Here is a 24,518-nt window from a genome sequence, read left to right as displayed (position 1 = left end):
ACAAGTCGTCTGCACCCCTTTCGGCCCAACGATCTCACCGACCGTGCCGGAACGATCACCGGGACTCCTGTCGATTCCGACAGGAAAGCCTAAGAAAACCTTCAGGTTGGGTGGTTACCGTTCAACCATGACGACGCCCCAGGTCACCGCCCGGTCACCGCTGGCACTGCTGGCCGCCGTGGTCTCGGTCGCCGGCGGAGCGCTGCTGATCCTGCTGCTGCAGGTCCTCCCCGCCACCAGCGACATCAGCCCGATCCGCCGCACCATCAGCGAATACGCGCTGAGCGAGCACAAGTGGATCTTCGACATCGCGGTGCTGCTGGTCGCGCTCGGCTCGGCGATCGGCTTCGGCGCGCTGATCCGCCGCAAGCACCTTCCCGCCCTGTCCGCGGCCTCGGTGTTCTGCGCGCTCTGGACGGTGAGCCTGGTCGTGATCGTGGCGTTCCCCAAGAACAACTGGGCGATCGGGCCGAGCACCGGCGGGACGGTGCACCGGATCGCGAGCGTGGTGGCCTTCGTCGCCCTTCCGCTGGCCGTGTGGTTCGCCGCGAAAGCCGTCTTCGCCTCTTCGCCCGCGCGGCGTGCGGTGACGCGGGTGCTCGCGGTGGCCGCGCTGGCCTGGTTCGGGGTGATCCTCGGGGCGATCGTGGTCTCGATGAACGGCGGCGAGCCGTGGTGGCGGGCGATCCCGCTGGGGCTGGTCGAACGCGCGATGGCACTGACCGGGCTGATCGCGCTGGCGTCGCTGCTCATCCCCGCCCGCGTGGTCACCGCACCGGTGACGGAGCAGGCCGAAGCGCTGGAGACGGCGTCCTGAAAATTCCTCCCGCCGTCATGTCCATTTGACGGTCTCCCGCTCGTAGTGGTGTCGTGCGGCAAGCAGGCCGCGCGGAAAACAGAACGGGAGTACCACCGTGAAGTACATGCTGCTGATCCAGGCCGCGGCCGGCGACGTCGAGCCCCAGTGCACCGTCGAGGACTGGATGGCCTACGACAAGCAGGTCAAGGACGCCGGGATCTGGTCCGCCGGGGAGTCGCTCGCCGACCTCGTCACCGCGACGACGGTGCAGGTCGATCGCGACGGGAAGCGGACGGTGACCGACGGGCCGTACGCCGAGACCCGCGAGGTACTCGGCGGCTTCTACGTCATCGACGTGCCGGACCTCGACACCGCGCTTGACTGGGCGACCCGGTGCCCCGGCGCGCGGGACGGATCCGTCGTGATCCGCCCGGTCGCCGACTTCAGCGTCTGACCATGGACGAGCGGGGGCCCGGGATGGCGTCGGTGGAGGCGGTGTTCCGCGAAGAACGGGGAAGGCTACTGGCCGCGCTCGTGCGCCGCTTCGGCGATCTGGACCTGGCCGAAGAGGTCACTTCCGAGGCGATCGAAGCGGCGCTGGAGCGCTGGCCGGTGGACGGTGTCCCGCCACGGCCGGGTGCGTGGCTGATGACCACCGCGCGACGCAAGGCGGTCGACCGGCTGCGCCGGGATCAGGCCTACGCCGCCAAACTCGCGGTCCTGCAGGTGGAGGCGGAGCGGGCCGGTCCCGCTCCCGCGGCGGACGACGGCGACAGCCTGCCGGACGAGCGGCTGAGACTGTTCTTCACCTGCGCCCATCCCGCCCTGCCCGTCGAGGACCGGGGTGCGCTGACCCTGCGCTTTCTCGCCGGGCTGACCACGCCGGAGGTGGCGCGGGCCTTCCTCGTCCCGGTGCCGACGATGGCGAAAAGGATCGTGCGGGCGAAGAAGAAGATCCACGAGGCCCGCATCCCGTTCCGCGTTCCCGGCGCGGACGAACTACCGGAGCGGCTGCCGGGTGTGCTGCAGGCGGTGTACTCGATCTTCACCGAGGGGTACGCGGCCAGTTCGGGAGCGAGTCTCCAACGGGCCGACCTCGCCGAGGAGGCGATCCGGCTCGGCCGCATCCTGCGCGGGCTGATGCCCGCCGATCAGGAGGTGGCGGGGCTGCTCGCGCTGATGCTGCTCGTCCACGCCCGGCGGGACGCCCGGACCGGGCCGGACGGCGAACCGGTCCTCCTGGCGGACCAGGACCGGAACCGGTGGAACCGGGACCTGATCGAAGAGGGCGGTGACCTGGTGGTCGCCTCACTGACCGGTGGCCCGCCAGGACCGTACGGGGTGCAGGCCGCGATCGCGGCCCTGCACGACGAGGCGGCCGATGTCGAAACCACCGACTGGCCGCAGATCGTGGCGCTCTACGACGTCCTGATGACCTTGGCACCGTCCCCTGTCGTCGCGCTCAACCGCGCCGTGGCCGTCGCCCTTCGCGACGGCCCGGCCGCGGGACTCGCGCTGCTCGACGAACTGACCGGCGAACCGCTGCTCCGCGGCTACCCTCCCTTCGCCATCGCCCGGGCCGACCTGCTGCAGCGGCTGGGCCGCAACGACGCGGCGGCCACGGCCTACCGCGAAGCGATCGGGCTCGCCCCGACAGAACCCGAACGCGAGCACCTGCGGCGAAGCCTGGCCGCGCTCGAATACCCGACGGAGACAGCACGATGACCGCCGAACACCTCGCCCGTGTCGCCCGCGGCTGGGACGAGGCCGCCGACGGATACGAGGCCTACTACGTCCCCCGGTTCGCGCCGTGGGTCGCCGCCGCGGTGCGGGCCCTTCCCGCGGAACTGCCCGGCGGCCCCGTTCTCGTCCCCTGCTGCGGGACATTCCCGGAACTCGACGTGCTCACCGGACATCTGCCCGGCCGCGAGATCGTCGGCATCGATCTGTCCCCGGGCATGGCCGCCCGAGCGCGGACGCGGGCCGCGGGCAACTCACTCGTACGCGTTGCCGAGGGCGATGCCTCGGAACTCGAACCGGCCTCCGCCGCCGCGGTCGTCTCGGTCTTCGGACTCCAGCAACTGCCCGAACCCGACGCCGCGCTCCGATCCTGGACCGGCGCGCTTCGCCCCGGCGGAGTGCTTTCGGTCGTCTACTGGCCGCACAGCACCGAACCGGGAGGGCCGTTCACCGTACTGTCGGACGTCCTCCGGGAACGCGTCCCGGCAGGCGACCGCTCCTGGGAAGAACGGCTCCTGCCCGCTTTGAAGGGCGCCGTGCTCGACCTGGATGAGCCGTTGGCGTTCCCGATGGTCCATCCCGACGCGGACGCGTTCTTCACCGCGCACACCCGCTCCGGGCCGATGCGGCCGCTGGCGAGCGTGCGCGGTGAAGAGTTCATCGCCGAACTGCGCGAGGAATTCCTGCGAAGGTCCCCGGCAGGGGAATGGCCGCACCGTCCGACTGCCCGGCATATCGTCGCGCGGGCGGCAGGCCAGGCCTGACCTCGTCCGCGTCTTCGGTGTCCTTGCGCAAGCGTGCGGTGCAGACCGAAAGGTGCACCACATTGGCGCGTTTGTGATGGCGGTACACGTGGACGTCGGAGGCGAAGCACGCCGCCGCGAGCAAAGCCCGTCGCTGCTCGATGCGCTCGTAGCCGACTCCTGCCGGGCAGAACACCGTGACCTCGACTTCGTCACCGCGCGGTTTCGTCCACAGGATCACCGGCAGCTTGCCGTCGAGGGTGCACACCCGGGCACGGGCGAAGCCGGTCCGCAGCCGGTGCTGCACGACGACCGAGCGGAGCCGGTCACGGAGGAATCGCCGCGCCGAGCGCCAGTAGAACAGCCAGTTCGCGACGCCGAACAGCACGACCGCGCCCCAGATCGGGCCGACCGCCTGGAAAAGGGCGAACAACGCGTACGGGAGGACGAGGAGCACGCCGATCTCGTAACGCCAGTGATAGAGCGCGGTGAGCGGGTTCGGCCTCCTGACCACCGTGATCTCCCTGGCCAGCTCGGCGATCGCCTGGGGTTCCTGCCAACGGCTCATGACCTTCCTCCTGTCCGTCCGGCGGTTTGCTCGGCGGCCACGGCCGCCGCGGGAATGGAGCGGACGACACCGGCACCGGCGCAGTCCGGGCAAACGGCGTCCTCGTAGGGCCACCACCCCGTGCCCCCGCAGGGTTCGCACGCGTGGACGGTGTCCCAGCGGGGGTCGCGGTAGACGCGGCGCCTGCTGTCCGGCACCCGGGACACCTGCCAGCCGCGAGCGGCCGCGCGAGTGTCTTCGTCGGTCGCGAAGAGCCATTCGTGGAAACGTTCGAGAAGTCGGTCGAACCAGGATCGGGGCGCTGCCGTGTGGTTCTCGTGGTGGGACATGAGGTTCACCCCCGATGCAGCCAAGCGCGAACTCGGGTCGGCCCACACGACGCCTACTCCGGCATTCGTGTGGCCCACAGGCGACACGAACGGGTTCGGATGCGCAGCGTCACATTCAGATGGCTGTCAGCATCCGCTCTCCGGTCGCGCCCGGGTGGTACCGGCCCTGGCCGTCAGGTGCGATCACGTACCCCAAGACCAGGCAGAACAGGCCCCTTCACGGTTTCCGCATCTTGTGACAAGACGTTGACCGACGCGCCAGCACGGTCCGATCAGCTTGCTGTACTCTCGCCGTTGTGTGCACGTTCAGTCACCGCCCCTACATGCCTACCGAAGGTAGGTAAGTCCGTGTCTAGTGCCTACATGAAGCCTACATCGGCCGGAGGCGAGCCGGTAAGCCCTGATGCGGAAACCGTTACCGCGTCGGGTGTCGGACGCGAGCTGCGGCGGCTGCGCAAAGCCGCGGGGGAAACGCAGGCGGAGACCGCCAGGATCATCGGCGTCACCAGGGCGAACCTGACCCAGTGGGAGACCGGCAAATACCTGCCGTCGGCGCACAACGCCCGCCAGCTCGACGACCACTTCCGCGCCGCGAACACACTGTTCACGCTGGTGGAGACGGCCCGTTCACCCCACGAACACACCCCACCCGTCCTCGGCGACGCCGGCGTCGTCGACACCTCGCGTTCCCTGCTGCAGGTCTTCCACACCGTCGGCGCGAAGCTCGCCGAGCACCTGATCCGCGACGACGACGGCAAGCCGCTCGGCTGGCGGCACAACCTGCAGAAGAACACCGGGCCGAAGGCCCTCAGCACCGCGTACGGGATCAACACGATGCTGGTGGTAGGCGATCCCTACATCGACCTACATACGCTCGCCGAAGATCTCTACCGGCTGCAATCGGAGCAAGGCTGGCGTGGCCGCGCGGGCGGCAAGCGGCCGGAGACCACCGCGTCGGTGGTGGACGCGCTGTTCCGCACGAGCACGATGTCCGCCGACGAAGGGCTGGACCAGCTCGAGGGGTCGCTCGACCCGTACAGCCGGACCCGCCCGTACCTGTTGTCCGCCGTGCTGCACACGGCGGTCCGGCTGCGGCCGGACGCCCCGCTGACCGACCGGCTGATCGACGCCCTCCTGGCGGCCCGGCTCGACTTCGACGGCGCACGCCTGTGGCCCGAGAAGAACGAGGCCGGGCTCGTCGCCCCGGAGGCGTCGGTGGTGCACACCGCGCGGTCGGTCGTCGCTCTACGGGACGTCCTGTGCAGCCGTGAAGATCGCAACGACGTCCGTGAGGCCGCCGACGAAGCCACACAATGGCTCATCGACCGCTCTCATTCGGACGATGGCGTGGCCGAGGATCTCGAAAGGCCTCGCCCCGACGGGGAAGGAACCACCCGGATCATCATCCGGCACTTCACCGCAGCCTGGGTCGTCCAAGCGCTCGCCACCGCCCCCTTCCTGCCACTCCCCCGGCTCAACCGGGCGCTCGGAACCCTTTGGGAGCGCTACGACGCCGATCAAGGGCTCTGGGCTTGGGGAAGCGGCGACCTACCCATCTGGCAGACCTTGGACGCAGTCACCGCGCTCCGCGCGGCCGCATTCGCCGCCGCGGCGCCCCCGCTCAGCCCTCCAGGAACGACTACATGATCGACACCCCGCCATCGACCCTCACCGCCGTCCGGGCAGACGCGCACGCGTTCCTCGATGAGGTCACCGGCACGCGACCCCGCCACGGCGACGCGGACCTGGCCTGGCTGCGCACGGTCGCGCACCGGGTCCAGGACGCTCCCGAAAGCTTCCTTTCGTGGCTCGAAGAAATCCTCGGTGACGAAGAAACCGTCCGCACCGCGGCGAAGCGTTCCTACTGGCATCCCAACGGATTCGCCAAAATGGTGCTCCACGCCTCCGCCGATTTCCGGATCCGGCTCCACGTCTGGCCGGAATCCGCGGAACCGTCCCGCGGCGAGTCCAATCCACACAGCCACCGGTGGGAATTCGCCTCGACGATCGTCGCGGGCGAAGGTCTGCACATGGTCGAATTCCGCGAAACGACCGAAGGCGGGATGGCGTACGACCGCTACCGCTACGGCGCCGATCCGGCGAATCCGGCCGCCTTGCGCGCGGACGGCGGAGCCCGGCTCGAAGTGGAGAAGACCCCGCGGGTCCGGCGTGGCGACGTCTACTCGTGCGACACCGCCATCGTGCACACCGTCCGCCCGATCGCGGCGGGATTGACCGCCACCGTGGTGATCCAGGGCCCGCATCGCACCGGCACCACCGTCGTGTACTGCGAGCCCGGCCAGACCGACGACCAGCCCAACGGCGAACTGACCGAGGCCGATTTCCGGGTCCTGGTCGGCGCCGTCGCGAAAGCGGTGGCGTCGTGCCGTTGACCTGGCCCGCCCCGCGCCGCGGGATCCTGACCGACCGGGCCATCAAACGCGCGCACCGGAACGGGGAACTGACGATCACCCCGTTCGAGCCCGGTCTCGTCCGCCCCGCCGCGATCAGCCTGCGGCTCGGACGTAAGGCGTTCGCGCTGGAATCGACCGGCACCGTCGACATCGCCGACCGGAGCACGTATCCGGACCTCCGCCCGAAGGAACTCGACGCCGAAGGCAGGCTGTCCGTCGAGCCCGGCGAAGTCGTTCTCGCGCCGACACTGGAAAAGATCGGGCTTTCGGAGAAACTCGCCGGTCTCGTCGACGGCACGAGCGACTACGCGCGGCTCGGCATCAGCGTCGTCCTGTGCGGTCAGGTCAGCCCCGGTTTCGGCAGTGAGACAGGGGCCGTGTTGACTCTCGAGATCGTGAATCACCTGCGGCATCCGGTGCTCCTGCACCCCGGAACACGGATCTGCAACCTGATGTTGTTCGCCTCCACCGGCAGCGAGCAGCCCTACGGCACGATGCCGAACAACTATTCCAGCGACCACAACGTGGCCCCGTCCCGATTGGCGGATCATGTCGGGCGTAACTGAAATCTCGCCGGTCGGCGACGACGTCCGCCTCGGGGACCTCGGCGAGCACGCGATCCTCGAGCACATCCTGCGGCCGCGCTACGGCGGTGTCCGCGGATTCGGTGACGACTGCGCCGTTCTCGACGCCCCGGAAGGGCTTCGCGGCGAACTGGTCGCCACCACCGACAGTTGCCCCACTCCGCTGGTCACCATCCTCGGGGAAACGGATCCGTATCACGCCGGCTGGCTGCTGGCGACGATCAACCTGTCCGATCTGGCGGCGGCGGGCGCCACCCCCCTCGGCCTGGTCGTCAACTACACCCTGCCGAAGACGACCACCGCGGGCGAGTTCCGGCGGCTTCTCGACGGCGTCGACGACTGCACCGAGGCACACGGGACCAAGGTCGTCGGCGGCGATCTCCGGGACGGTCCGGTCCGGCAGCTCACCGCGACGGCGATCGGCCGGTGCGTCCCCGGCGGACGGCTCGGGCGCGCGGGCGCCGAAGCCGGTGACCGCCTCCTGCTGGTCGGTTCACCCGGCTATCTGTGGGCGTACGCGTTGCTCGCCGAAAAGCAGGCACGTCTTCCCGAGTCTCTCGTCGCGGACATCCGCGAACGCGCCTGCCGCCCGACGGCACAGGTGGCCGCCGGCAGGGCGCTCGCCACGGCCGGACTGGCACGCGCCGCGATGGACGTCTCCGACGGCCTCTTCCCGACCGTGCGGACCCTTTGCGGCGCCAACGGTCTCGGCGCGCGCATCACGACGGACGTCCAGCTGGACGACGCGCCCGCCGACGTCTGCGAGCAGTCGGGACTCGGCCGGTTCGAACTCGCGCAGGCCTGGGGCGACTGGACGCTCGTGGTCGCCGTGCGGCCACAGGATGTCGCGCTCGCCAAGAAGACCCTTGCCGGGGAAGGCGTCACGGCGCAGGAGATCGGGACCCTCGTTCCCCGCGAGAAAGGCATTTCGCTGGACGACGGCGAACGTTGGGACGGAATCGCGCAGGAGCGGTTCTCGCCCAGTTCGTGGCACGGTGGCGAACTGCCGAAGCTGATCACCGAGGTTCTCGGCAGGCGGGCGAGCTGACCTCCAGTTGGTCGTGAGTGGCGATTCGGGTTCTAACCCGAATCGCCACTCACGACCAACCCGACCCACACGTTCCGGACCCCCTGCTGTGGGGACCGAACGACGGCGCCACAACTAAGCCTGCCGCGGAGTCATCAGCGGGAGCGGCGTCTCGCCCATCGTCCGCCGCGAGCGGAAGTGCAGGTCGACGCACTGGACGTCGGGGCGATCAGGCGGCCGGGAGTATCCGTTCGGGCCCCGAGGTCACCCGCCGTGATTACGATCACAGCGAAACTCCTGGCCGTGCATCTCTACAAACCGACCGCTCAGTACGGCAGACTCGACGTCACTTCCACTCGACGACGAGGAGTCACCCGTGACCGAACACCCCTCCCGTGTAGCGATCGTCACCGGCGCAGGCCGCGGCATCGGCGCTGCCGTGGCCAAGCGGCTCGCTTCCGACGGGTTCGCCGTCGGCCTGCTGGACCTCGACGAGGCGGGTGTCAAGCAGGGGGCCGAAGCGATCGTCGCCGAGGGCGGCAAGGCCGTCGGTGTCGCGCTGGACGTCAACGACGCCGCACAGGTCGAAGCCGCGGTGACCCGGGTGGCCGAGGAGCTCGGCGCCCCGACCGTGCTGATCAACAACGCCGGCATCACCCGCGACAACCTGCTCTTCAAGATGACCGAACAGGACTGGGACTCGGTGCTGGGCGTGCATCTGAAGGGCTCGTTCCTGATGACCCGCGAGGTGCAGAAGTACCAAACGCAGGAGAAGTGGGGCCGCATCGTCAACCTGTCCAGCACCTCGGCGCTGGGCAACCGCGGCCAGGTCAACTACTCCGCCGCCAAGGCGGGCATGCAGGGCTTCACGAAGACCCTCGCGATCGAACTGGGCAAGTTCAACGTCACCGCGAACGCCATCGCCCCCGGTTTCATCGCCACCGACATGACCGCGGCGACCGCCGAGCGGATCGGCATGTCCTTCGAGGACTTCAAGGCGGCGGCCGCGTCGCAGATCCCGGTGCAGCGCGTCGGCACCCCCGACGACATCGCCAACCTCGCGTCGTTCCTGGTGAGCGACGGCGCGGGATTCATCTCCGGCCAGGTCATCTACGTCGCCGGCGGACCGAAGGACTGAGCCATGCGCGAATTCGCCTCACTGCAGGAGTTCGAAAACGCCGTCGGCGAGCACTTCGGTTACAGCGACTGGCTGACACTCACCCAGGACCGGGTGAACCTGTTCGCCGACGCCACCGACGACCACCAGTGGATCCATGTCGACGTCGAGAAGGCGGCCGAAGGACCGTTCGGCGGCCCGATCGCCCACGGTTTCCTGACGCTTTCGCTCATTTCGGGTTTCGTCGGGAAGCTCTACCGGGTCAACGGGCTCAAGATGGGCATCAACTACGGACTGAACAAGGTCCGGTTCCCCCAGCCGGTCAAGGTGGGCGCGAAGATCCGGGCGGGCGCCGAACTGGTCGAGGTCACCGACGTCTCCGGTGGCAAGCAGGCCGTCGTCCGGTGGACGATCGAGATCGACGGCGAGCCCAAACCGGCGTGCGTCGCGGAGATGGTCGTCCGGCTGATCGCCTGAGAAGGTGACCTCCGGCACCTCGCCGGACCACCCCTACCAGACATACCGACTGGTCGGTACTGTCACCGGAAAGCGAGATGCTGGAGGCACCATGAACCAGTCCGACCTGCCGGGCCTCGACCTGGCCATGCTCAAGGCGCACCTGGACGAGCACCGGCCCGGGCTCGTCCGTGGCGACCTGAGCGGCCAGGTCGTGGCGGGGGGCCGGTCCAACCTCACCTACATCGTGGGCGACGGCCGGTCCCGCTGGGTGGTCCGCCGCCCGCCGCTGGGGCACGTCCTGCCGACCGCGCACGACATGGGCCGCGAGTTCCGGGTGATCTCGGGCCTGCACGGCACGGCCGTCCCGGTCCCGGAAACCGTGCTGCTGTGCGAGGACACCGACGTCATCGGCGCGCGGTTCTACGTGATGGAGTTCGTGGAGGGCACGCCTTTCCGCTCCGACACCGAACTGGCCGCGCTGGGCCCCGCCAGGACGAAGGCGATCGCGGACGAACTGGTCGACACCCTCGTCGAGTTGCACGCCGTCGATCCGGAGGCGGTGGGGCTCGGCGATTTCGGCCGCCCGGAAGGTTTCCTCGAACGCCAGTTGCGACGCTGGAAGAAACAGCTCGACGGCAACCGCAGCCGCGATCTCCCCGGCGTCGACGAACTGCACGATCGGCTGGCGGATTCGGTGCCGGTTTCCGGCAAGCCGTCGATCGTCCACGGGGATTACCGGCTGGACAACGTGCTGGTGAACGACGACGACCGGATCACCGCGGTGCTGGACTGGGAGATGTCCACCCTCGGTGACCCACTGACCGACCTCGCGCTACTGGTGGCCTACGCCGAACGCGACAAGGTGTCCTTGCAGTTCGTGTCGAACGCCAGTTCCGCGCCGGGCTACCCGAGCAACGACGAGGTCATCGCGCGCTACGCCGAACGTTCGGGCCGCGACGTCTCGCGGCTCAACTGGTACGTGGGCTTCGCGTTCTTCAAACTCGCCGTGATCCTGGAAGGCATCCACCTCCGTTACAGCAAGGGCCAGACCGTCGGTGCCGGATTCGACGGCATCGGCGCGGGCGTCGTCCCGTTGATCGCGCACGGCAATGAGACTCTCAAGGAAGAGGGATAGAGATGGACTTCGCCTTCGACGCGAAAACCGAGGAACTGCGGGGAAAGCTCCTCGAGTTCATGGATTCGCACATCTACCCGGCCGAGGCCGTCTTCGAGACTCAGCTGGCCGAGCGCGACAACGAATGGTCGCAGCCGCCGATCGTCGAAGAACTCAAGGCAGAGGCGCGCAAGCGCGGATTGTGGAACTTCTTCCTCCCCGGTGACCACGGCGCGGGGCTGACCAACCTCCAGTACGCGCCGCTGGCCGAGATCACCGGCCGCAGCATCCGGCTCGCGCCGACCGCGCTGAACTGCGCGGCGCCGGACACCGGGAACATGGAAGTCCTCACCATGTTCGGCACCGAGCAGCAGAAGAAGCAGTGGCTCCAGCCGTTGCTGGACGGCGAGATCCGGTCCGCGTTCGCGATGACCGAGCCAGACGTCGCGTCCTCCGACGCGCGCAACATCGCCACCGGCATCCGGCGCGACGGCGACGAGTACGTCATCAACGGCCGCAAGTGGTACATCTCCGGCGCGATGAACCCGAACTGCAGGATCTTCATCGTGATGGGCAAGACCGATCCGGACGCACCCGCACACAAGCAGCAGAGCATGATCCTGGTCCCCCGCGACACCCCCGGCATGACCGTGAAACGCGGTATGCACGTCTTCGGCTACACCGACGGCGATCACGGCGGGCACGCCGAAGTGGTCTTCGAGGACGTCCGCGTTCCCGCGGAGAACCTCATCGCCGGCGAGGGTGACGGGTTCGCCGTCGCGCAGGCCCGCCTCGGCCCGGGGCGGATCCACCACTGCATGCGCGCCATCGGCATGGCCGAACGCGCGCTGGAACTGATGTGCCGCCGGGCGCTTTCGCGCGAGGCCTTCGGCAAGCCGATCGCCGAACAGGGCGTGGTGCAGGACTGGATCGCCGAGGCGCGGGTCAAGATCGAGCAGCAGCGGCTGCTGGTGCTCAAGACCGCGTGGCTGATGGACACGGTCGGCAACCAGGGCGCGCACACCGAGATCCAGGCGATCAAGATCTCCACGCCGATCACCGTCGAGTGGATCCTCGACAAGGCCGTGCAGTTGTTCGGCGCGGGCGGGGTCAGCCAGGACTTCCCGGTCGCCGAGATGTGGGCGCAGGTGCGGACGCTGCGGCTCGCCGACGGCCCGGACGAGGTGCACAAGCGCTCGCTGGCGCACCGTGAACTGAAGAAGTACCGCACGGAGGCCAAGAAGTGACTACACCACAGGATCTCAAGCAGCGCGTGGCCGACCTGCTGGCCGCGTATCCGCCGGAAAGCACGCCGCGTCAGGACTTCCTCGACGCGCGGTTCGACGCCGGACTGGCGTGGATCCATTTCCCCGAAGGCCTCGGCGGCCTGAACGCGCCCCGTTCCCTACAGTCCCTTGTGGACAAGGAACTCGCCGCGGCGGGTGCCCCGGACAACGACAAACGGCGGATCGGGATCGGTCTCGGCATGGCCGCGCCGACCATTCTCGCCTTCGGCACCCCGGAACAGCATCAGCGCTTCCTGCGTCCACTGTGGACCGAACGCGAGGTGTGGTGCCAGCTGTTCAGCGAGCCGGGCGCCGGATCCGACCTCGCCGCGCTGGGCACCCGCGCGGTGCGCGACGGCGACGACTGGGTGGTCACCGGGCAGAAGGTGTGGACGTCGGGCGCGCACAAGTCGCAGTGGGCCATCCTGGTCACCCGTACCGATCCCGACGTACCGAAGCACCGCGGCATGACGTACTTCGTCTGCGACATGACCGCGCCGGGCGTGGAGGTCCGGCCGCTGCGCCAGATCACCGGCGAGGCCGAGTTCAACGAGGTCTTCCTCAGCGAGGTCCGCATCCCCGACGCGCACCGCCTCGGCGCGGTGGGCGAGGGCTGGAAGGTCGCGCAGACCACGCTGATGAACGAACGGGTCGCGATCGGCGGGACCGAGTTCCCGCGTGACGGCGGCATGGTCGGCGTCGTCACGGAAATCTGGCGGGAACGCCCGGAACTGCGCACCTCCGAACTGCACGACAGGCTGCTGAAGCTGTGGGTGGAGGGCGAGAGTCTGCGCCTGGTGAGTTCGCGGCTGCGGCAGCAACTCGCCGTCGGAGCGCCCGGCCCGGAGGGTTCTGCGGTCAAGGTCGCGTTCTCCGAGCTGAACCAGGCCGCGTCCGGGCTGGAGATCGAACTGCTCGGCGACGAAGGCCTGCGCTACGACGACTGGACGATGCGGCGTCCCGACGGCGTGAACTTCCTCGGCCGCGAAGCCGGTTACCGCTATCTGCGCGCGAAGGGGAACTCGATCGAGGGCGGCACCTCGGAGGTCCTGCGCAACATCATCGCCGAACGCGTGCTGGGACTGCCGTCCGAGCCGCGGATCGACAAGGACGTCGCCTGGAAGGACCTGCCCCGATGAGCGACCTGTTGTATTCCGAGGTCGAAGAGGACCTTCGCGCCAGCGTCCGGGATTTGTTCTCCGACCGCGCGGAACCGGCGGCCCTGATCGCCAGGACCGAGTCGGCGGAACCGTACGACCTGAAGTTGTGGCGCACGCTCGCCGCCGACCTCGGCGCGGCGGGCCTCGCCGTCCCGGAGGCACTGGGCGGGCACGGCGCTTCGGCGCGGGAAGTCGCCGTCGTGATGGAGGAACTCGGGCGCAGCGTCGCCCCCGTCCCCTATCTCGGCAGTGCCGTCCTGGCGACGTCGGCCCTGCTGGCGACCGACACGTCGCAGGCGGAAGTGGCGGAACGGCTCGGGAAACTGGCCGCGGGCACGCTCATCGGCGCGCTGGCCGTTCCGCTGTCGACGGCGCCCGGCGCCGAGTTCCCCTCGACGGTCACCGCGGCCGCCGACGGCACGCTCAGCGGTCAGGTCCGGAGCGTCGCCGACGCTTCGGTGGCCGAGCTGATCGTCGTCCCGGCTGTGGGGCCCGACGGTCCCGGCCTGTACACGGTCGACGTGGCGTCGGCGGGAGTGACGGTCACCGAGGCCATTTCCCTGGACCTCACCCGGCGCATCGCCGACGTCACCTTCGAGAACGTGACCGCGAAGCGCGTCGCCGCCTCTTCGGCCGCGGTGTCCGCTTTGGACACCGCACTCGTGACGGCGGCGGGGCTGCTCGCCTCGGAACAACTCGGGATCGCCGAATGGGCGTTGACCGAAACGGTGCGCTATCTCAAGGAGCGTTACCAGTTCGGCCGTCAGGTCGGTTCGTTCCAGTCGCTGAAGCACCGGCTGGCGAATCTGTACACGGATCTGGTCAACGCCAGGGCGACCGCGCGGTACGCCGCCGACTGCCTGGCTTCCGGTGAGGACATCGCGATCGCCGTCGCGGTGGCGCAGGCCCGCAACTCCCCCATCGCCGTGCACGCCACCGAAGAGGCGATCCAGCTGCACGGCGGGATCGGCATGACCTGGGAGCACCCCGCGCACCTGTACCTGAAGCGCGCGAAGAGCGACGAGATCGCTTTGGGCACTCCTGGGCGGCATCGCGCGGCCCTCGCGCCGCTGATCGACCTGCCCGCCTGATCTCCCCCGGCGGGGTCCGCCCGGAAAGTGTCGGACCCCGCCGGTAAAACCCTGTTCGAACATCAGAGCGAACAGGGAGTCATCATGAAACTGCTCGTGGCCACCTCGAAGACCCAGGGCGCGCGAGAGAACGACTTCGACCACTGCGTCGAGGGCGAGCTGGTCTGGATCGCCCCGTGCTGCGACGACGGCGAAGACTCGGCGGATTCCGAATGCGGCTGCGGACGGTCCTTCGACGGGCTGAACTCGCATCTCGGGACGACGACGGCACTCGTCGCGGAGCTGCCCGGCTTCACCTATTCCGACTACGCCGAAGCGATACGGTCGAGCCTGGCCGCACAGGGCTGGCCACCCGAAGCCGCCGACGACGTGGCGACGGGGTTACTCGCCTTCACCTCCGGATGGGAGGTGGGAACGGTGCTCGAACGCCGCTGCGAATGGTTCGCCGAACGGCTCGTGCCCGCGCCGCCGGGCTGAGCGCTACTCCGGTCGCAGCGCGGCCAGCAGGAGATCGGCGAAATGGTCACCGATCTGGCGGGCCGAGAGCGCGCCGCCACGCCGGTACCACGAACCGAGGTGGTGCACCGAGCCGAAGAAGAAGTCGACGATCACGTCGGCCGGTTTGTCCGCGCGGAATTCGCCGGACTCCTGGCCCTCCTCGACCAGCGTGCGGAACCGTTCGTGGTACTTGCGGCGTTCCGCGCGGACCGCCTTCTGCTTCTCCACGCTGAGCTGGTGCATGGACTGCATGAAGATCGTGTTGTCGTCGAGGTTGTCGATCGTGCTGACGACGACGTCGGAGCCCGCGGAACGCAACCGCTCCCGCAGCGGCGCCTCACTCGAGGCCACCTTTTCCAGTTGCTCGGTCTGCGCGCGCAGCACCCGGGCGTAGATCTCGTAAAGGAGGTCGTCCTTGGAGCCGAAGTAGTGGTACATCGCGCCCTTGGTGACCCCGGCCGCCTCGACGATCTCCTGCACGGAGGTCCGGTCGAACCCCTTCTTGGCGAAGAGCTTCGTGGCGTGCGACAGCAGTCGGCGCGGCACGGCGGCCTGGTCTTCGCCGCCCGCCTCGGCCTTCCGGGTGGTCGCTCGTGTCATGGCCGGCTCCTTCTCGTGCGGACACCAAGCATACCGGTCGGTTTGTCGAGGCACTGGGAACGGGGACCCCGAGTCCCTCGAACCTTTCCCGGCGGCCGGGCAGGCGCACCACTTGAGCCCCGGCAGCACCACCGGCCTCGACAACGGCGTGTGAAGCCTCCAGCCCTCCGATCAGCCGACGAAACTCGACCTTCACCCCTTCCCCAGTACATGAAGGACCCCTTCCTTGCGCCTGGCGCAAGGAAGGTGTCCTTCATGTACTTCAGCGGGCGAGGGCGCCGGAAAGTGCTGGGTCAGGATGGCCGCGAGTGGCACTTCGGGCTATTGACAGGTGAGTCAAAGGTGTCGTGTTCGGGCGCGGTGCCGGACCGTCCCTGTCACGACCGGTTCAGGAGGGGTGTGTGGAAATAGGGGCACTCAACGTCGCTATTTCCACACACCCCCCACCGACGCCACCTTTGCCTTACCCCTCAATAGAACCCGGATCGCCACTCACGACCGACCCGGACACCACGACGAAGGCCTCAGTACGCGCCGCCGTGCTCGAAGAACCGCCGCGGATTGTCGACCAGCATCGTCGTTATGTCCCTTTCGGAGACTCCCCGCTCCCGCAAGGCGGGCAGCACGTCACGGGTGATGTGGAGGAAATGCCAGTTGGGCGCCATCGCGGCGATCTTGTCCTGCTCGAACCAATCGATGAAGCAGGAGGCATCGTGGGAGAGCACCATGCTCCCGGCGTAACCGCGTTCGCACATCGCCGCGACCGTGGCGACACGGTCTTCGAACGGCAGCAACGGGTCGAGCCCGAAGCGGTCCATTCCCAGCAGCGATCCCTTGTCGGCGAGCCCGGTGAGGTAATCGAGGTCGGTGCTGTCTCCGCTGTGCCCGATGAGGACCCGGCTCAAGTCGACACCTTCGGTCTCGAAGACGGCCTGCTGTTCGAGGCCGCGCCGGGTCGGCGCGTGAGTGTGGGTCATGATCGGCGCGCCGGTCTCCCGGTGCGCCTTCGCGACCGCGCGCAGCACACGTTCGACGCCGGGGGTGACCCCCGGTTCGTCGGTCGCGCATTTGAGCAGCGCCGCCTTCACCCCGGTGTCGGCGATCCCGTCGACGATGTCACCGGTGAAGAGGCCGACCAGCGGATCCACGCCGTCGTCGAAGAGCAGACCGGGTCCGCGATGGTGGAGGTAGTGCGGGACGTCGTTGTAGGTGTACAGCCCGGTCGCGACGATGATCCGGAGTTCGGTTTCGGCCGCGACCCTGCGCACACGCGGAATGTAGCGGCCGAGCCCGATGACGGTCGGGTCGACGATGGTGTCGATCCCGGCGGCCTTCAGTTCGTCCAGCCGCCGGATGGCGTCTGCGACGTGTTCGTCTTCGCGGAAACCGTCGTGCCCGGGGTGGTTGGCCATGAATTCGGGACTGAGGACGAACAGGTGCTCGTGCATGAGCACCTTGCCCAGTTCGCCGGCGTCGACGGGACCGCGGGCCGTTTCGACCTGTGCCATGCCGCTCATCCCTTGGCCCGGAGTTCGCGGCGGAGGATCTTGCCGCTCGCCGTCTTCGGCAGTTCGTCGAGCACTTCGACCACGCGCGGATACTTGTACGCGGCGAGGCGTTCCTTGCAGTACGCGACGAGGTCCTGCGGGTCGGGCGTGCTTCCCGGGGCCGCGCTGACGTAGGCCTTCACGGTCTCGCCGCGGTATTCGTCCGGGATGCCGACGACGGCCGCTTCGCGCACGGCCGGATGCGTGTACAGGACGTCCTCGACCTCACGCGGCCAGACCTTGAAGCCGGAGGCGTTGATCATGTCCTTCTTGCGGTCGACGACGTACACCCAGCCGCTCGGCTCCATGAAGCCGATATCGCCGGTCAGGAGCCTGCCGCCGGGCAGTGCGGCTTCGGTCGCTTCGGACCGGTTCCAGTAGCCGGGGACCACCATCGGACCTTCGACGGCGATCTCACCCGCCGTCCCGAACGGCAGTTCTTCGCCGTCTTCGCCGAGGATGCGCACGATGGTCCCCGGCACGGGCAGGCCGATGGAGATCGTGCCGGACGCTTCGTCGATGGGCGCTTCGAGGCTGCTCGGGACGACGATGCAGCCCGCGGTCGTCTCGGTGAGCCCGTAGCCGTTGTGGATGTAGTGGCCGAACCGCTCACGGAACATGCCGACCACGGCGGGCGGCAGCGCGGCTCCGCCGGAGTACAGCAAACGGAACGATTCGAAGTGCTCCGGGCGGACGTCGGGCTGTGCCATCAGCGCCATGTACGCGGTGGACGGGCCGACCGTGTACACCGGCCGGTGCTCCAGGAAGGCGTCCAGTACGACACCGGGCTCGAACCGGTACGCGAGCGCGAGTGTGCCGCCGATGTCGATCGCGGAGGCGATCTCGCAGACCATGCCGGTGATGTGGAACAGCGGCGCCAGGCCGAACAGGGTGGCACCTTCGTCGAGGCCGCTGAACGCGCTGAGCACGGCCGCGTTCGCGCCGAGGTTGCCGTGGGTGTTCATCGCCCCCTTCGGTGTCCCACTGGTGCCCGACGTGTAGCTGATCAGTGCGACGTCGTCCGGGCCGAGGCCGGCGTCCGGGGGCGGATCCCCCGCCGCGGCCCGCGCCACCTTCAGCAGGTCGGCGGCGCCGGGAGTCGGCTCCCGCACGCTCTTGCCGAACACCCGCGGATCGTCGCGGCCTTGCAGGTCGAGTTCGCTGGTGGTCAGCGCGATGGTCACGCCGCTGCCGGGAACGAGCGGACCTATACGGCTGTTCCACCCGCTCTGCGAACAGACGACCGCGCGCACTCCGGCGTCTTCGAAGACGTGCCGGAGCTCCCGTTCCCGGTACATCGGGTTGACGGGGACGACGATTCCGCCCGCCTTCCAGGCACCGAGCAGCGCCACCACGAACTGTGGGACGTTCTGCAGGATCAGGGCGAGCCGGTCGCCCGGGGCGAAACCGGACGCGATCAGGTGACGCGCGATGCCGTCGGAAAGCTCGTCGACCTCGCGGTAGCTCATCCTGCCGTCGAAGTAGGCGATCGCGGTGACGTCCGGGAAGCGCTCGACCGTCCGCCGGAAGGACGCGGGAACCGTGGTCGGTTCCGTCGGTTCCACGTCCCTCATCCGGGGCTCGTAGGCGGCCAGCCACGGCTTCGCTTCGTATGAGCTCACGCAGGTTCCTCCCTGACAAGTCTCGACGAGCCTCTAAGCATCCGCTTAGTATGGCGATGACGCAAGGAGGTCGACGTGACCGATCAGCTCTCACCGTCCGAAGTGGACAGTTCGGATTCCGTCCGGTACGCCGTGGACGACGCCGTCGCCACGATCACCTTCGACAAACCGGAGCGCGGCAACGCGATGGATCAGGCGATGCAGGTCCGCTACGGCGACCTGCTGGGCAAGGCGTCGGCCGATCGCGGAATCCGCGCCGTCGTCGTCACCGGCGCCGGGCGCTCCTTCTGTCCCGGCGCGGATTTGGGGCTGCTGGAGGGCATCTCGGCAGGCGGCGCGACCGCGCCGGAGCACGAAGGCTTCCGCAACGTCCTGGCCGCGGCGTATGCCGACGTCCCGGTGGTCGCGGCCATCAACGGCGGTTGCGCGGGGCTGGGCTTCGTGATCGCCTGCGCCACCGACGTCCGGTTCGCCGCCGCGGGCGCGAAGTTCACCACCGCCTTCGCCCGGCGCGGCCTCATCGCCGAATACGGGGTGGCGAAACTGCTGCCCGAACTCGTCGGCCGCGGCCGGGCACTCGACCTGCTGCTCTCCGGCCGGACCTTCACCGCCGAACAGGCGCACGAATACGGCCTGGTGCAGGAGATCGTGCCCGCGGAAGAACTCGCGGCGCGGGCGAAGGCATACGCGACCGAACTCGCGACCCACAGCGCGCCGCGCTCCATGGCACTCATGAAGCGGCAGGTCCTGCGGGAAGCCGATCTCTCGTTGGAAGACTCCGCCCGCGAGGCCACCGCCCTGATGCTGGAATCCTTCGGCCATCCGGAACTTCCCGAGGGCCTTGCCAGCTGGAACGAACGCCGCGCCCCCGACTTTCCGCCGTACAGAGGGGTTTAGGCCGCCCCAGCCTCACGGCCGGGGCGGCCCGAACCGAATCAGACGGTTTCGCGCGTGGTCACCTGTAGGGTCTCAGGATCGATGACATGTTGATCTTTAGTGACCTGCGGTTTTGCTCGTTGTCTCACCGCAGGGTCCTGAAGGACAGTCTCAAAGTCGTGGCATTTCTTGGGTCGCGGGCAGCGGTGGTTTAGCGGCTGCCGAGTTCTCCCTTGGTGAACCCGTGTTTGCGTGCCGTGAGCACAGTGGCGAGTGCAGGGACGAGCAGTGCGAGCGCGACCCAACTCAGCCAGGATGCATCCAATCCGCTGAGGACGAGGCCTCCGATGATGCCACTACCGGCGATTCCGACGTTCCATCCGGTGGTGAGGAGTGCTTGGGCGACATCGCCGGCGTCGCCTGCTGCTTCGGCGACTGCGGTCTGCAGCAGGGTGGAGGTGCCGCCGAACGCGAGCCCCCAGAGCGCTGCGCTGGCGTAGACGAGCGTAGGCACGCCGGAGAAGATGCCGAGCAGCAGCGTGCATGTCGCGAAGAGCACACACGCGAGGATCATGAGGAGGCGCAGGTGCCGATGGACGAGCGCTCCGGCGATCCAGATGCTCACCAGCGACACCAGGCCGAAGGTGAGCAGCACGGCGTCGACTTGACCTGCCATGCCGAGCGGCGTGAGGAACGGGGCGATGTAGGTGTAGAGGATGCTGTGGGCGAGCACGAACGTGAGGGTCACGAGGAGCACGGGCGCTACGCCGGGAATGCGGAAGGTGCGGGCGAGCGGGAGCCGTGAGCCCTTGGGCTGTCCGGGGAAGTTCGGCACCGCCGCGATGACCCACACGATCAACGCGAGCGTGAGGACGGTCATGATCCCGAACGCGTATCGCCACTCGACGAGCTTGGCCAGAAGCGCCGCAGCAGGAACTCCGACGGACAGGGCAACGATTGCGCCCGACATCGCGATCGCCATTGCCTTGCCACGCTGATGTGGGGAAACCATCCGTACCGCGTACCCGGCCAACAGCGCCCAGAGCAACCCGCCGACGATGCCGCCGAGGAACCGGGCGGCCAGCGTAAGTGCGAAGCTCTCGGAGAGCGCGGTGACGGTGTTGGCGATCGCGAATCCTGCGATCGCCACCAGCAGCAGGTGTCGGCGCGGCCAGCCGATCGTCGCCTTGGTGAGCGGGATCGCGGCGAGGATCGCCCCGATCGCGAAGACGGTGACGCTCTGCCCGGCAGCAGTCTCGCTCACACCCAGGTCTCGGCTCATCTCGGGAAGCACCCCGGCGGGCATCGTCTCGGTCAGGAGCGTGATGAACCCGGTGGTGGCCAAGGCCAGAAGACCCGCCAGCGGGAGCCGGGCGTTCGTTATCGAGCGAGGTGGCAGAGTATCTGGTCGTGTCATAGCCTTATCATCGATGGGTGACATTAGTGTGAAGGTCAATTCGGTGTGTGCCGAGTCATAGAACGCCAGCCACAGAGGGCGAGGAGAGGGATATGCGGATCGGTGAGCTGTCGACGCGCACGCGGACTCCGATGAGGTTGCTGCGCTACTACGAGGAGCAGGAACTGATCGAGTCAAATCGACTGCCCAACGGATACCGGGACTATGAGGAGTACGTCGTTGACCGGGTTCTCCAGGTACGAGGCCTGCTCGATGTAGGGCTGCCCACACGGATCATCAAGCAGATCCTGCCCTGCCTGAACACCCCCCGCACGATCCACATGCCCTACGTCACGCCAGACATGGTCGCAACGCTCGAACGCGAACGCGATCGCATGGCCGAAAAAATCGAATGCCTCACCGAGAACCACCAAGCCATCACCGACTACCTCGACGCCGTACGCCGCAATATCCGAGCCTCCTAACCGATGTCGGGTCTGCTGAGCCTATTGCCAGCCACTCGGTCAGCTTCTCCGCATTCGCGACCGAACACTCCCGAAACCCGAAATGCTTCCGGATCTGTCGTACCCGCCATCACCGTTCCCATAGACCGAGTAGCTGTAGGCGAGGCACAGTCCCATCAGTCAGAGGCACTGACGCGAGGCAACGTCGGCGTGTCGGCGACACCATCCAGACAGCCTAGTCTCAAACAGACTTCATAAATGAAACCGAGATGAAATCACCGATGAGAAAATGAAGTCAGATTTGAGACCCTACATCACCGCGTCCTTCTCGGCGGCCAGCGCGGTGCAGGTGCGCACCCACAGTTCCCAGCCGCGCAGTGCCTGATTGCAGTTCCAGCCGGTCCAGCGACCCGCCTGCGCGCCCTCGTTGCCGGCGCGGTTGCAGGCGGTTTTGCTGCTCCAGCCCTCACTCACCTTGCGATACGGCGTGCAGGAAGCCGCCGCGACATCACCCGACGCCCCGGCCGCGCAGGGTTCCGCGGTTCTCGCCATCGCCGTTCCCGCGGTGAGCAACGACCCCGCCACGGCTGCGGCGAGCACGAACCCACGGACCGCGAAGCGTTTACTCATTGAGTTTCCTTACCGCGAGCAAGACCCCCACCCACAGTGGCCGATCACCCGGCGAAGATCAACCGCCCCGCGCGTCGAGACCTTCCCCAGTACATGAAGGCCCCCTTCCTGTACCTAGGCGCAAGGAAGGGGGCCTTCATGTACTCCAAGCGAGCAAAGGGCGCCGCCGGTCATTCGCCGGTGACCTGCTCCACCTTGCGCTGCAGCTTGTTCATCCCGCCGAGCCAGCGGTCGGTCTGCGTGGCCCGCGCGGCGTAGTAGTCCGCGACCTCGGGGTGCGGCAGCACCAGGAACCGGTCGGCGGTGATGGCCTCGAACAACGCGTCCGCGACCTGCTCGGGCTGGATCGCCGAGGCGCCCATCAGCAGTTCGCCCGCGGGGCCGGTGTTCTCCAGCATCGCCGTCCGCACGCCCTGCGGGCAGATGGCCTGCACGGTGAGCCCGCGGTGCCGGTAGGTCGCGGACAGCCATTCGGCGAAGGCGAGCGCGCCGTGTTTGGTCACGGAGTAGGACGCCGAACCGAGGCTGGTCAGCAATCCCGCGGCCGACACCGTCGCGATGAAGTGCCCGCGGCCGCGCTCGAGCCACGGCGGCAGCAGTAGCCGCGCCGCACGCACGTGGGCCATGACGTTGACATCCCAGATCCGCGCCCAGTCCTCCTCGGGCGCGTCCACGCCACCCATCGGCGCGATCCCGGCGTTGGCGCAGAAGACATCGATCTCGCCCAGGGTTTCGCGCGCGGTCTCGATCAGCGACGCGACACCCGCTTCGCTCGCGGCGTCACCGGCGACGGCGGTTCCGCCGATCTCCTTCGCGACTTCAGCCGCGGCGTCGCCGTTCAGGTCGCCGACGACGACTCTGGCCCCCTCGGCCGCGAACCGGCGGGCGAGGACCGCTCCGATGCCGCCGCCCCCACCGGTGACGACGACACCGGATCCGGTGAAGGAGGCGGTCACAGGCCACCCGCCAGTGTGACGCCGCCGTCGAGGACCACCGTCTGCCCGGTGATCCAGCCCGCCTCCTCCGAAAGCAGGAACGACACGGCGCTAGCGATGTCCGCCGGCACGCCGAGACGCTTCATCGGGTACGACTCCGCGACCTCCTCTTCGCGGCCTTCGTACAGCGCTGTCGCGAACTTGGTCTTGACCACGGCGGGCGCGACGGCGTTCACGCGGATCTTCGGACCGAGTTCGAAGCCGAGTTCCTTGGTGAGCCGGATCAGCGCGGCCTTGCTGACGCCGTACATGCCGATCCCGGGCGACGCGCCGAGCCCGGCGACGGACGCGACGTTCACCACCGCGCCGCCGTGCTCCCCCATCCAGGCGTCCCGCGCCCGGCGGGTCCACGAAAGCGGCGCGAGCACGTTGACCGCGAAGATCTTCGCAGCGGCCTCGGGGTCGATGTCCAGCGTGGGGCCGAACACGGGGTTGATGCCGGTGTTGTTCACCAGCATGTCCAGCCGTCCGAAGGTTTCGATGGTCTTGGCGACGGCCTCGTCCTGGTGCGCGGTGTCGTCGGCCTTGCCGGGAACGGCGATGGCGACCGCCTCACCGCCCAGTTCGGCCACCGCCTCGGCCAGCGGCTCCGGCTTGCGCGCGGTGATGCACACCTTCGCGCCGCGCTCGACCAGGTCCTTGGCGATCCCGAGGCCGATACCCCGGCTGGCGCCGGTGACGATCGCGACGCGATCCTTGAACGAGTTCACTCTTCGATCTCCTCTGTGTTCACTGGCGACGCAATCACTAAGCGAGCGCTCACTTACAATGGGAAGGTCCGGAGACGGTGTCAAGCCCGCCATCCGGAACGAGCGTCTGGGAGGATCTGCGGATGACCATGTCGCTGTCGGCCGAACTGTGGCCCGACGTCCAGCCGGAGACGGCACGGCGGCTGATGCTGGCCGGGGTCGAATCCTTCGCGCGGCGTGGCTATCACGCGACGACCACCAGGGATATCGCCTCGGCGGCCGGGATGAGCCCCGCGGCGCTGTACGTGCACTTCCCGTCCAAGGCCGCGCTGCTGTTCGCGATCTCGAAGTACGGCCACGAGCAGACACTCTCGCTGGTCGAGAGCGTCGTGGCGCGGGAGACCGACCCGGTCGAGCGGATCCGGCTGCTGGTCGAGGACTTCGTGGCCTGGCACGCACGCAGGCACACCGTTGCCCGCGTGGTGCAGTACGAACTGCACGCGCTGCCGGACGAGGAGTTCGAGATCGTCGCGAAACTGCGCCGCCGCATCGAGCAGGTCGTGCGCGAGGTCATCACCGAAGGCGCGCGGACGGGCGTGTTCACCGTCGGCGACCCGCACACCGCCGCCAGGGCCGTGCTCTCGCTCGGCGTCGACGTCTCACGCTGGTACAGCGAACGTGCCCGCCAGACCCCCAAGAAGCTGGGCCAGGAGTACAGCGAGCTGGTGCTGCGCATGCTCGGCACGAAACTCTCCTGACCAGTACTGATC

General features: G+C 68.3%; 27 protein-coding genes. 18 read left to right on the top strand and 9 right to left on the bottom strand.

What is annotated here, in order from left to right:
* Window positions 1-127 precede the first annotated feature (127 nt).
* The 4 genes from DL990_RS11940 (at window position 128) to DL990_RS11925 (ending at window position 3,303) form a co-directional block, all read left to right on the top strand.
* A complete protein-coding gene (locus DL990_RS11940) occupies window positions 128-817 on the top strand; it encodes a DUF998 domain-containing protein (RefSeq protein ID WP_125783908.1) in 690 nt (229 codons plus the stop codon).
* Window positions 818-914: 97 nt separating this feature from the next.
* Window positions 915-1,253: a YciI family protein gene (locus DL990_RS11935; protein WP_125783906.1), complete on the top strand. Its 339-nt coding sequence runs from the start codon at window positions 915-917 to the stop codon at window positions 1,251-1,253.
* A 2-nt stretch (window positions 1,254-1,255) separates the two neighbouring features.
* Entirely contained in the window at window positions 1,256-2,524 is a 1,269-nt protein-coding gene (locus DL990_RS11930; RefSeq protein ID WP_125798686.1) for an RNA polymerase sigma factor, read from the top strand.
* The gene (locus DL990_RS11925; RefSeq protein WP_125798685.1) at window positions 2,521-3,303 is read left to right on the top strand and encodes a trans-aconitate 2-methyltransferase; all 783 of its coding nucleotides are present in this window, start codon (window positions 2,521-2,523) and stop codon (window positions 3,301-3,303) included. The genes DL990_RS11930 and DL990_RS11925 overlap by 4 nt, the downstream gene beginning before the upstream one ends.
* Here the strand turns inward: DL990_RS11925 and DL990_RS11920 are convergent.
* Entirely contained in the window at window positions 3,197-3,850 is a 654-nt protein-coding gene (locus DL990_RS11920) for a hypothetical protein (RefSeq protein ID WP_125783899.1), read from the bottom strand. The two genes, DL990_RS11925 and DL990_RS11920, sit on opposite strands and share 107 nt — an antisense overlap.
* Window positions 3,847-4,179 carry a zinc finger-like domain-containing protein gene (locus DL990_RS11915; protein WP_125783897.1) on the bottom strand — a complete coding sequence of 111 codons (333 nt, stop codon included), beginning with the start codon at window positions 4,177-4,179 and terminating at the stop codon, window positions 3,847-3,849. The genes DL990_RS11920 and DL990_RS11915 overlap by 4 nt, the downstream gene beginning before the upstream one ends.
* Window positions 4,180-4,542: 363 nt before the next feature.
* On the opposite strand from DL990_RS11915, the gene DL990_RS11910 reads away from it, so the two are divergent.
* The 11 genes from DL990_RS11910 (at window position 4,543) to DL990_RS11860 (ending at window position 14,908) form a co-directional block, all read left to right on the top strand.
* Window positions 4,543-5,826 carry a helix-turn-helix transcriptional regulator gene (locus DL990_RS11910; protein WP_125783895.1) on the top strand — a complete coding sequence of 428 codons (1,284 nt, stop codon included), beginning with the start codon at window positions 4,543-4,545 and terminating at the stop codon, window positions 5,824-5,826.
* The gene (locus tag DL990_RS11905; protein ID WP_125798684.1) at window positions 5,823-6,572 is read left to right on the top strand and encodes a hypothetical protein; all 750 of its coding nucleotides are present in this window, start codon (window positions 5,823-5,825) and stop codon (window positions 6,570-6,572) included. The genes DL990_RS11910 and DL990_RS11905 overlap by 4 nt, the downstream gene beginning before the upstream one ends.
* On the top strand, window positions 6,563-7,159 hold the full coding sequence (gene dcd, locus DL990_RS11900; RefSeq protein ID WP_125783891.1) for a dCTP deaminase: 597 nt from the start codon (window positions 6,563-6,565) through the stop codon (window positions 7,157-7,159). The genes DL990_RS11905 and dcd overlap by 10 nt, the downstream gene beginning before the upstream one ends.
* Window positions 7,143-8,225, top strand: a complete 1,083-nt coding sequence (locus tag DL990_RS11895; RefSeq protein ID WP_125783889.1) for a thiamine-monophosphate kinase — start codon at window positions 7,143-7,145, stop codon at window positions 8,223-8,225. Before dcd ends, DL990_RS11895 begins: the two co-directional genes overlap by 17 nt.
* A 355-nt stretch (window positions 8,226-8,580) precedes the next feature.
* Window positions 8,581-9,342 carry a 3-oxoacyl-ACP reductase FabG gene (fabG, locus tag DL990_RS11890; RefSeq protein WP_020637045.1) on the top strand — a complete coding sequence of 254 codons (762 nt, stop codon included), beginning with the start codon at window positions 8,581-8,583 and terminating at the stop codon, window positions 9,340-9,342.
* Window positions 9,343-9,345: 3 nt separating this feature from the next.
* Window positions 9,346-9,798: a MaoC family dehydratase gene (locus tag DL990_RS11885; protein WP_125783888.1), complete on the top strand. Its 453-nt coding sequence runs from the start codon at window positions 9,346-9,348 to the stop codon at window positions 9,796-9,798.
* Window positions 9,799-9,889: 91 nt separating this feature from the next.
* Window positions 9,890-10,915 carry a phosphotransferase family protein gene (locus tag DL990_RS11880; protein ID WP_125798683.1) on the top strand — a complete coding sequence of 342 codons (1,026 nt, stop codon included), beginning with the start codon at window positions 9,890-9,892 and terminating at the stop codon, window positions 10,913-10,915.
* A 2-nt stretch (window positions 10,916-10,917) separates the two neighbouring features.
* Complete coding sequence (locus tag DL990_RS11875; RefSeq protein ID WP_125798682.1) at window positions 10,918-12,141, top strand: acyl-CoA dehydrogenase family protein; 1,224 nt, start codon at window positions 10,918-10,920, stop codon at window positions 12,139-12,141.
* Window positions 12,138-13,319 (top strand): acyl-CoA dehydrogenase family protein, encoded by a 1,182-nt coding sequence (locus tag DL990_RS11870; RefSeq protein ID WP_125783882.1) that lies wholly within the window; start codon window positions 12,138-12,140, stop codon window positions 13,317-13,319. The genes DL990_RS11875 and DL990_RS11870 overlap by 4 nt, the downstream gene beginning before the upstream one ends.
* Window positions 13,316-14,431 (top strand): acyl-CoA dehydrogenase family protein, encoded by a 1,116-nt coding sequence (locus DL990_RS11865; RefSeq protein ID WP_125798681.1) that lies wholly within the window; start codon window positions 13,316-13,318, stop codon window positions 14,429-14,431. The genes DL990_RS11870 and DL990_RS11865 overlap by 4 nt, the downstream gene beginning before the upstream one ends.
* An 84-nt stretch (window positions 14,432-14,515) precedes the next feature.
* Window positions 14,516-14,908, top strand: coding sequence for a hypothetical protein (locus DL990_RS11860; protein WP_125798680.1), 393 nt, complete (start codon window positions 14,516-14,518; stop codon window positions 14,906-14,908).
* Window positions 14,909-14,911: 3 nt separating this feature from the next.
* On the opposite strand, the gene DL990_RS11855 is transcribed toward DL990_RS11860, so the two are convergent.
* The 3 genes from DL990_RS11855 to DL990_RS11845 form a co-directional block, all read right to left on the bottom strand.
* Entirely contained in the window at window positions 14,912-15,529 is a 618-nt protein-coding gene (locus DL990_RS11855; protein WP_125783876.1) for a TetR/AcrR family transcriptional regulator, read from the bottom strand.
* Window positions 15,530-16,053: 524 nt separating this feature from the next.
* Window positions 16,054-17,037 carry a phosphotriesterase gene (locus DL990_RS11850; RefSeq protein WP_125798679.1) on the bottom strand — a complete coding sequence of 328 codons (984 nt, stop codon included), beginning with the start codon at window positions 17,035-17,037 and terminating at the stop codon, window positions 16,054-16,056.
* A gap of 5 nt (window positions 17,038-17,042) precedes the next feature.
* Complete coding sequence (locus DL990_RS11845) at window positions 17,043-18,698, bottom strand: AMP-binding protein (protein WP_125798678.1); 1,656 nt, start codon at window positions 18,696-18,698, stop codon at window positions 17,043-17,045.
* Window positions 18,699-18,773: 75 nt separating this feature from the next.
* Here DL990_RS11845 and DL990_RS11840 point away from each other — a divergent pair, with 75 nt between their 5' ends.
* A complete protein-coding gene (locus DL990_RS11840) occupies window positions 18,774-19,595 on the top strand; it encodes an enoyl-CoA hydratase-related protein (protein ID WP_233620443.1) in 822 nt (273 codons plus the stop codon).
* Between the two features lie 190 nt (window positions 19,596-19,785).
* On the opposite strand, the gene DL990_RS11835 is transcribed toward DL990_RS11840, so the two are convergent.
* Entirely contained in the window at window positions 19,786-20,919 is a 1,134-nt protein-coding gene (locus DL990_RS11835) for an MFS transporter (protein ID WP_199746313.1), read from the bottom strand.
* 164 nt (window positions 20,920-21,083) lie between these two features.
* Between DL990_RS11835 and DL990_RS11830 the strand changes: the two genes are divergently transcribed.
* Window positions 21,084-21,455, top strand: coding sequence for a MerR family transcriptional regulator (locus tag DL990_RS11830; RefSeq protein ID WP_125783870.1), 372 nt, complete (start codon window positions 21,084-21,086; stop codon window positions 21,453-21,455).
* A 288-nt stretch (window positions 21,456-21,743) separates the two neighbouring features.
* Here DL990_RS11830 and DL990_RS11825 read toward each other — a convergent pair whose 3' ends face one another.
* The 3 genes from DL990_RS11825 to DL990_RS11815 all read right to left on the bottom strand — a co-directional run bounded on the left by DL990_RS11825 (window position 21,744) and on the right by DL990_RS11815 (window position 23,769).
* Window positions 21,744-22,064, bottom strand: a complete 321-nt coding sequence (locus tag DL990_RS11825) for a hypothetical protein (protein WP_125798677.1) — start codon at window positions 22,062-22,064, stop codon at window positions 21,744-21,746.
* A gap of 170 nt (window positions 22,065-22,234) precedes the next feature.
* Window positions 22,235-23,020, bottom strand: coding sequence for an SDR family oxidoreductase (locus DL990_RS11820; RefSeq protein WP_125783866.1), 786 nt, complete (start codon window positions 23,018-23,020; stop codon window positions 22,235-22,237).
* Window positions 23,017-23,769 (bottom strand): SDR family oxidoreductase, encoded by a 753-nt coding sequence (locus tag DL990_RS11815; RefSeq protein ID WP_125793880.1) that lies wholly within the window; start codon window positions 23,767-23,769, stop codon window positions 23,017-23,019. The genes DL990_RS11820 and DL990_RS11815 overlap by 4 nt, the downstream gene beginning before the upstream one ends.
* Window positions 23,770-23,891: 122 nt before the next feature.
* On the opposite strand from DL990_RS11815, the gene DL990_RS11810 reads away from it, so the two are divergent.
* On the top strand, window positions 23,892-24,506 hold the full coding sequence (locus tag DL990_RS11810) for a TetR/AcrR family transcriptional regulator (RefSeq protein WP_125783862.1): 615 nt from the start codon (window positions 23,892-23,894) through the stop codon (window positions 24,504-24,506).
* The last annotated feature ends 12 nt before the right edge of the window (window positions 24,507-24,518 follow it).

The sequence above is a fragment of the Amycolatopsis sp. WAC 01416 genome (assembly GCF_003947485.1).
Classification (GTDB): Bacteria; Actinomycetota; Actinomycetes; order Mycobacteriales; family Pseudonocardiaceae; genus Amycolatopsis.
Note: the sequence above shows the minus strand (reverse complement) of the source record. Positions and strands in the feature narration are given on the sequence as shown.

Excerpts from the sequence above, each read along its gene's own strand:
- DL990_RS11865 (WP_125798681.1), top strand. The coding sequence starts at position 13,316 with ATGAGCGACCTGTTGTATTCCGAGGTCGAAGAGGACCTTCGCGCCAGC.
- DL990_RS11940 (WP_125783908.1), top strand. The coding sequence starts at position 128 with ATGACGACGCCCCAGGTCACCGCCCGGTCACCGCTGGCACTGCTGGCC.
- DL990_RS11915 (WP_125783897.1), bottom strand. The coding sequence starts at position 4,179 with ATGTCCCACCACGAGAACCACACGGCAGCGCCCCGATCCTGGTTCGAC.
- DL990_RS11885 (WP_125783888.1), top strand. The coding sequence starts at position 9,346 with ATGCGCGAATTCGCCTCACTGCAGGAGTTCGAAAACGCCGTCGGCGAG.
- DL990_RS11925 (WP_125798685.1), top strand. The coding sequence starts at position 2,521 with ATGACCGCCGAACACCTCGCCCGTGTCGCCCGCGGCTGGGACGAGGCC.
- DL990_RS11930 (WP_125798686.1), top strand. The coding sequence starts at position 1,256 with ATGGACGAGCGGGGGCCCGGGATGGCGTCGGTGGAGGCGGTGTTCCGC.
- DL990_RS11855 (WP_125783876.1), bottom strand. The coding sequence starts at position 15,529 with ATGACACGAGCGACCACCCGGAAGGCCGAGGCGGGCGGCGAAGACCAG.
- DL990_RS11905 (WP_125798684.1), top strand. The coding sequence starts at position 5,823 with ATGATCGACACCCCGCCATCGACCCTCACCGCCGTCCGGGCAGACGCG.
- DL990_RS11825 (WP_125798677.1), bottom strand. The coding sequence starts at position 22,064 with ATGAGTAAACGCTTCGCGGTCCGTGGGTTCGTGCTCGCCGCAGCCGTG.
- DL990_RS11910 (WP_125783895.1), top strand. The coding sequence starts at position 4,543 with ATGAAGCCTACATCGGCCGGAGGCGAGCCGGTAAGCCCTGATGCGGAA.
- DL990_RS11875 (WP_125798682.1), top strand. The coding sequence starts at position 10,918 with ATGGACTTCGCCTTCGACGCGAAAACCGAGGAACTGCGGGGAAAGCTC.
- DL990_RS11895 (WP_125783889.1), top strand. The coding sequence starts at position 7,143 with ATGTCGGGCGTAACTGAAATCTCGCCGGTCGGCGACGACGTCCGCCTC.
- DL990_RS11850 (WP_125798679.1), bottom strand. The coding sequence starts at position 17,037 with ATGGCACAGGTCGAAACGGCCCGCGGTCCCGTCGACGCCGGCGAACTG.
- DL990_RS11830 (WP_125783870.1), top strand. The coding sequence starts at position 21,084 with ATGCGGATCGGTGAGCTGTCGACGCGCACGCGGACTCCGATGAGGTTG.
- DL990_RS11920 (WP_125783899.1), bottom strand. The coding sequence starts at position 3,850 with ATGAGCCGTTGGCAGGAACCCCAGGCGATCGCCGAGCTGGCCAGGGAG.
- DL990_RS11880 (WP_125798683.1), top strand. The coding sequence starts at position 9,890 with ATGAACCAGTCCGACCTGCCGGGCCTCGACCTGGCCATGCTCAAGGCG.
- DL990_RS11810 (WP_125783862.1), top strand. The coding sequence starts at position 23,892 with ATGACCATGTCGCTGTCGGCCGAACTGTGGCCCGACGTCCAGCCGGAG.
- DL990_RS11860 (WP_125798680.1), top strand. The coding sequence starts at position 14,516 with ATGAAACTGCTCGTGGCCACCTCGAAGACCCAGGGCGCGCGAGAGAAC.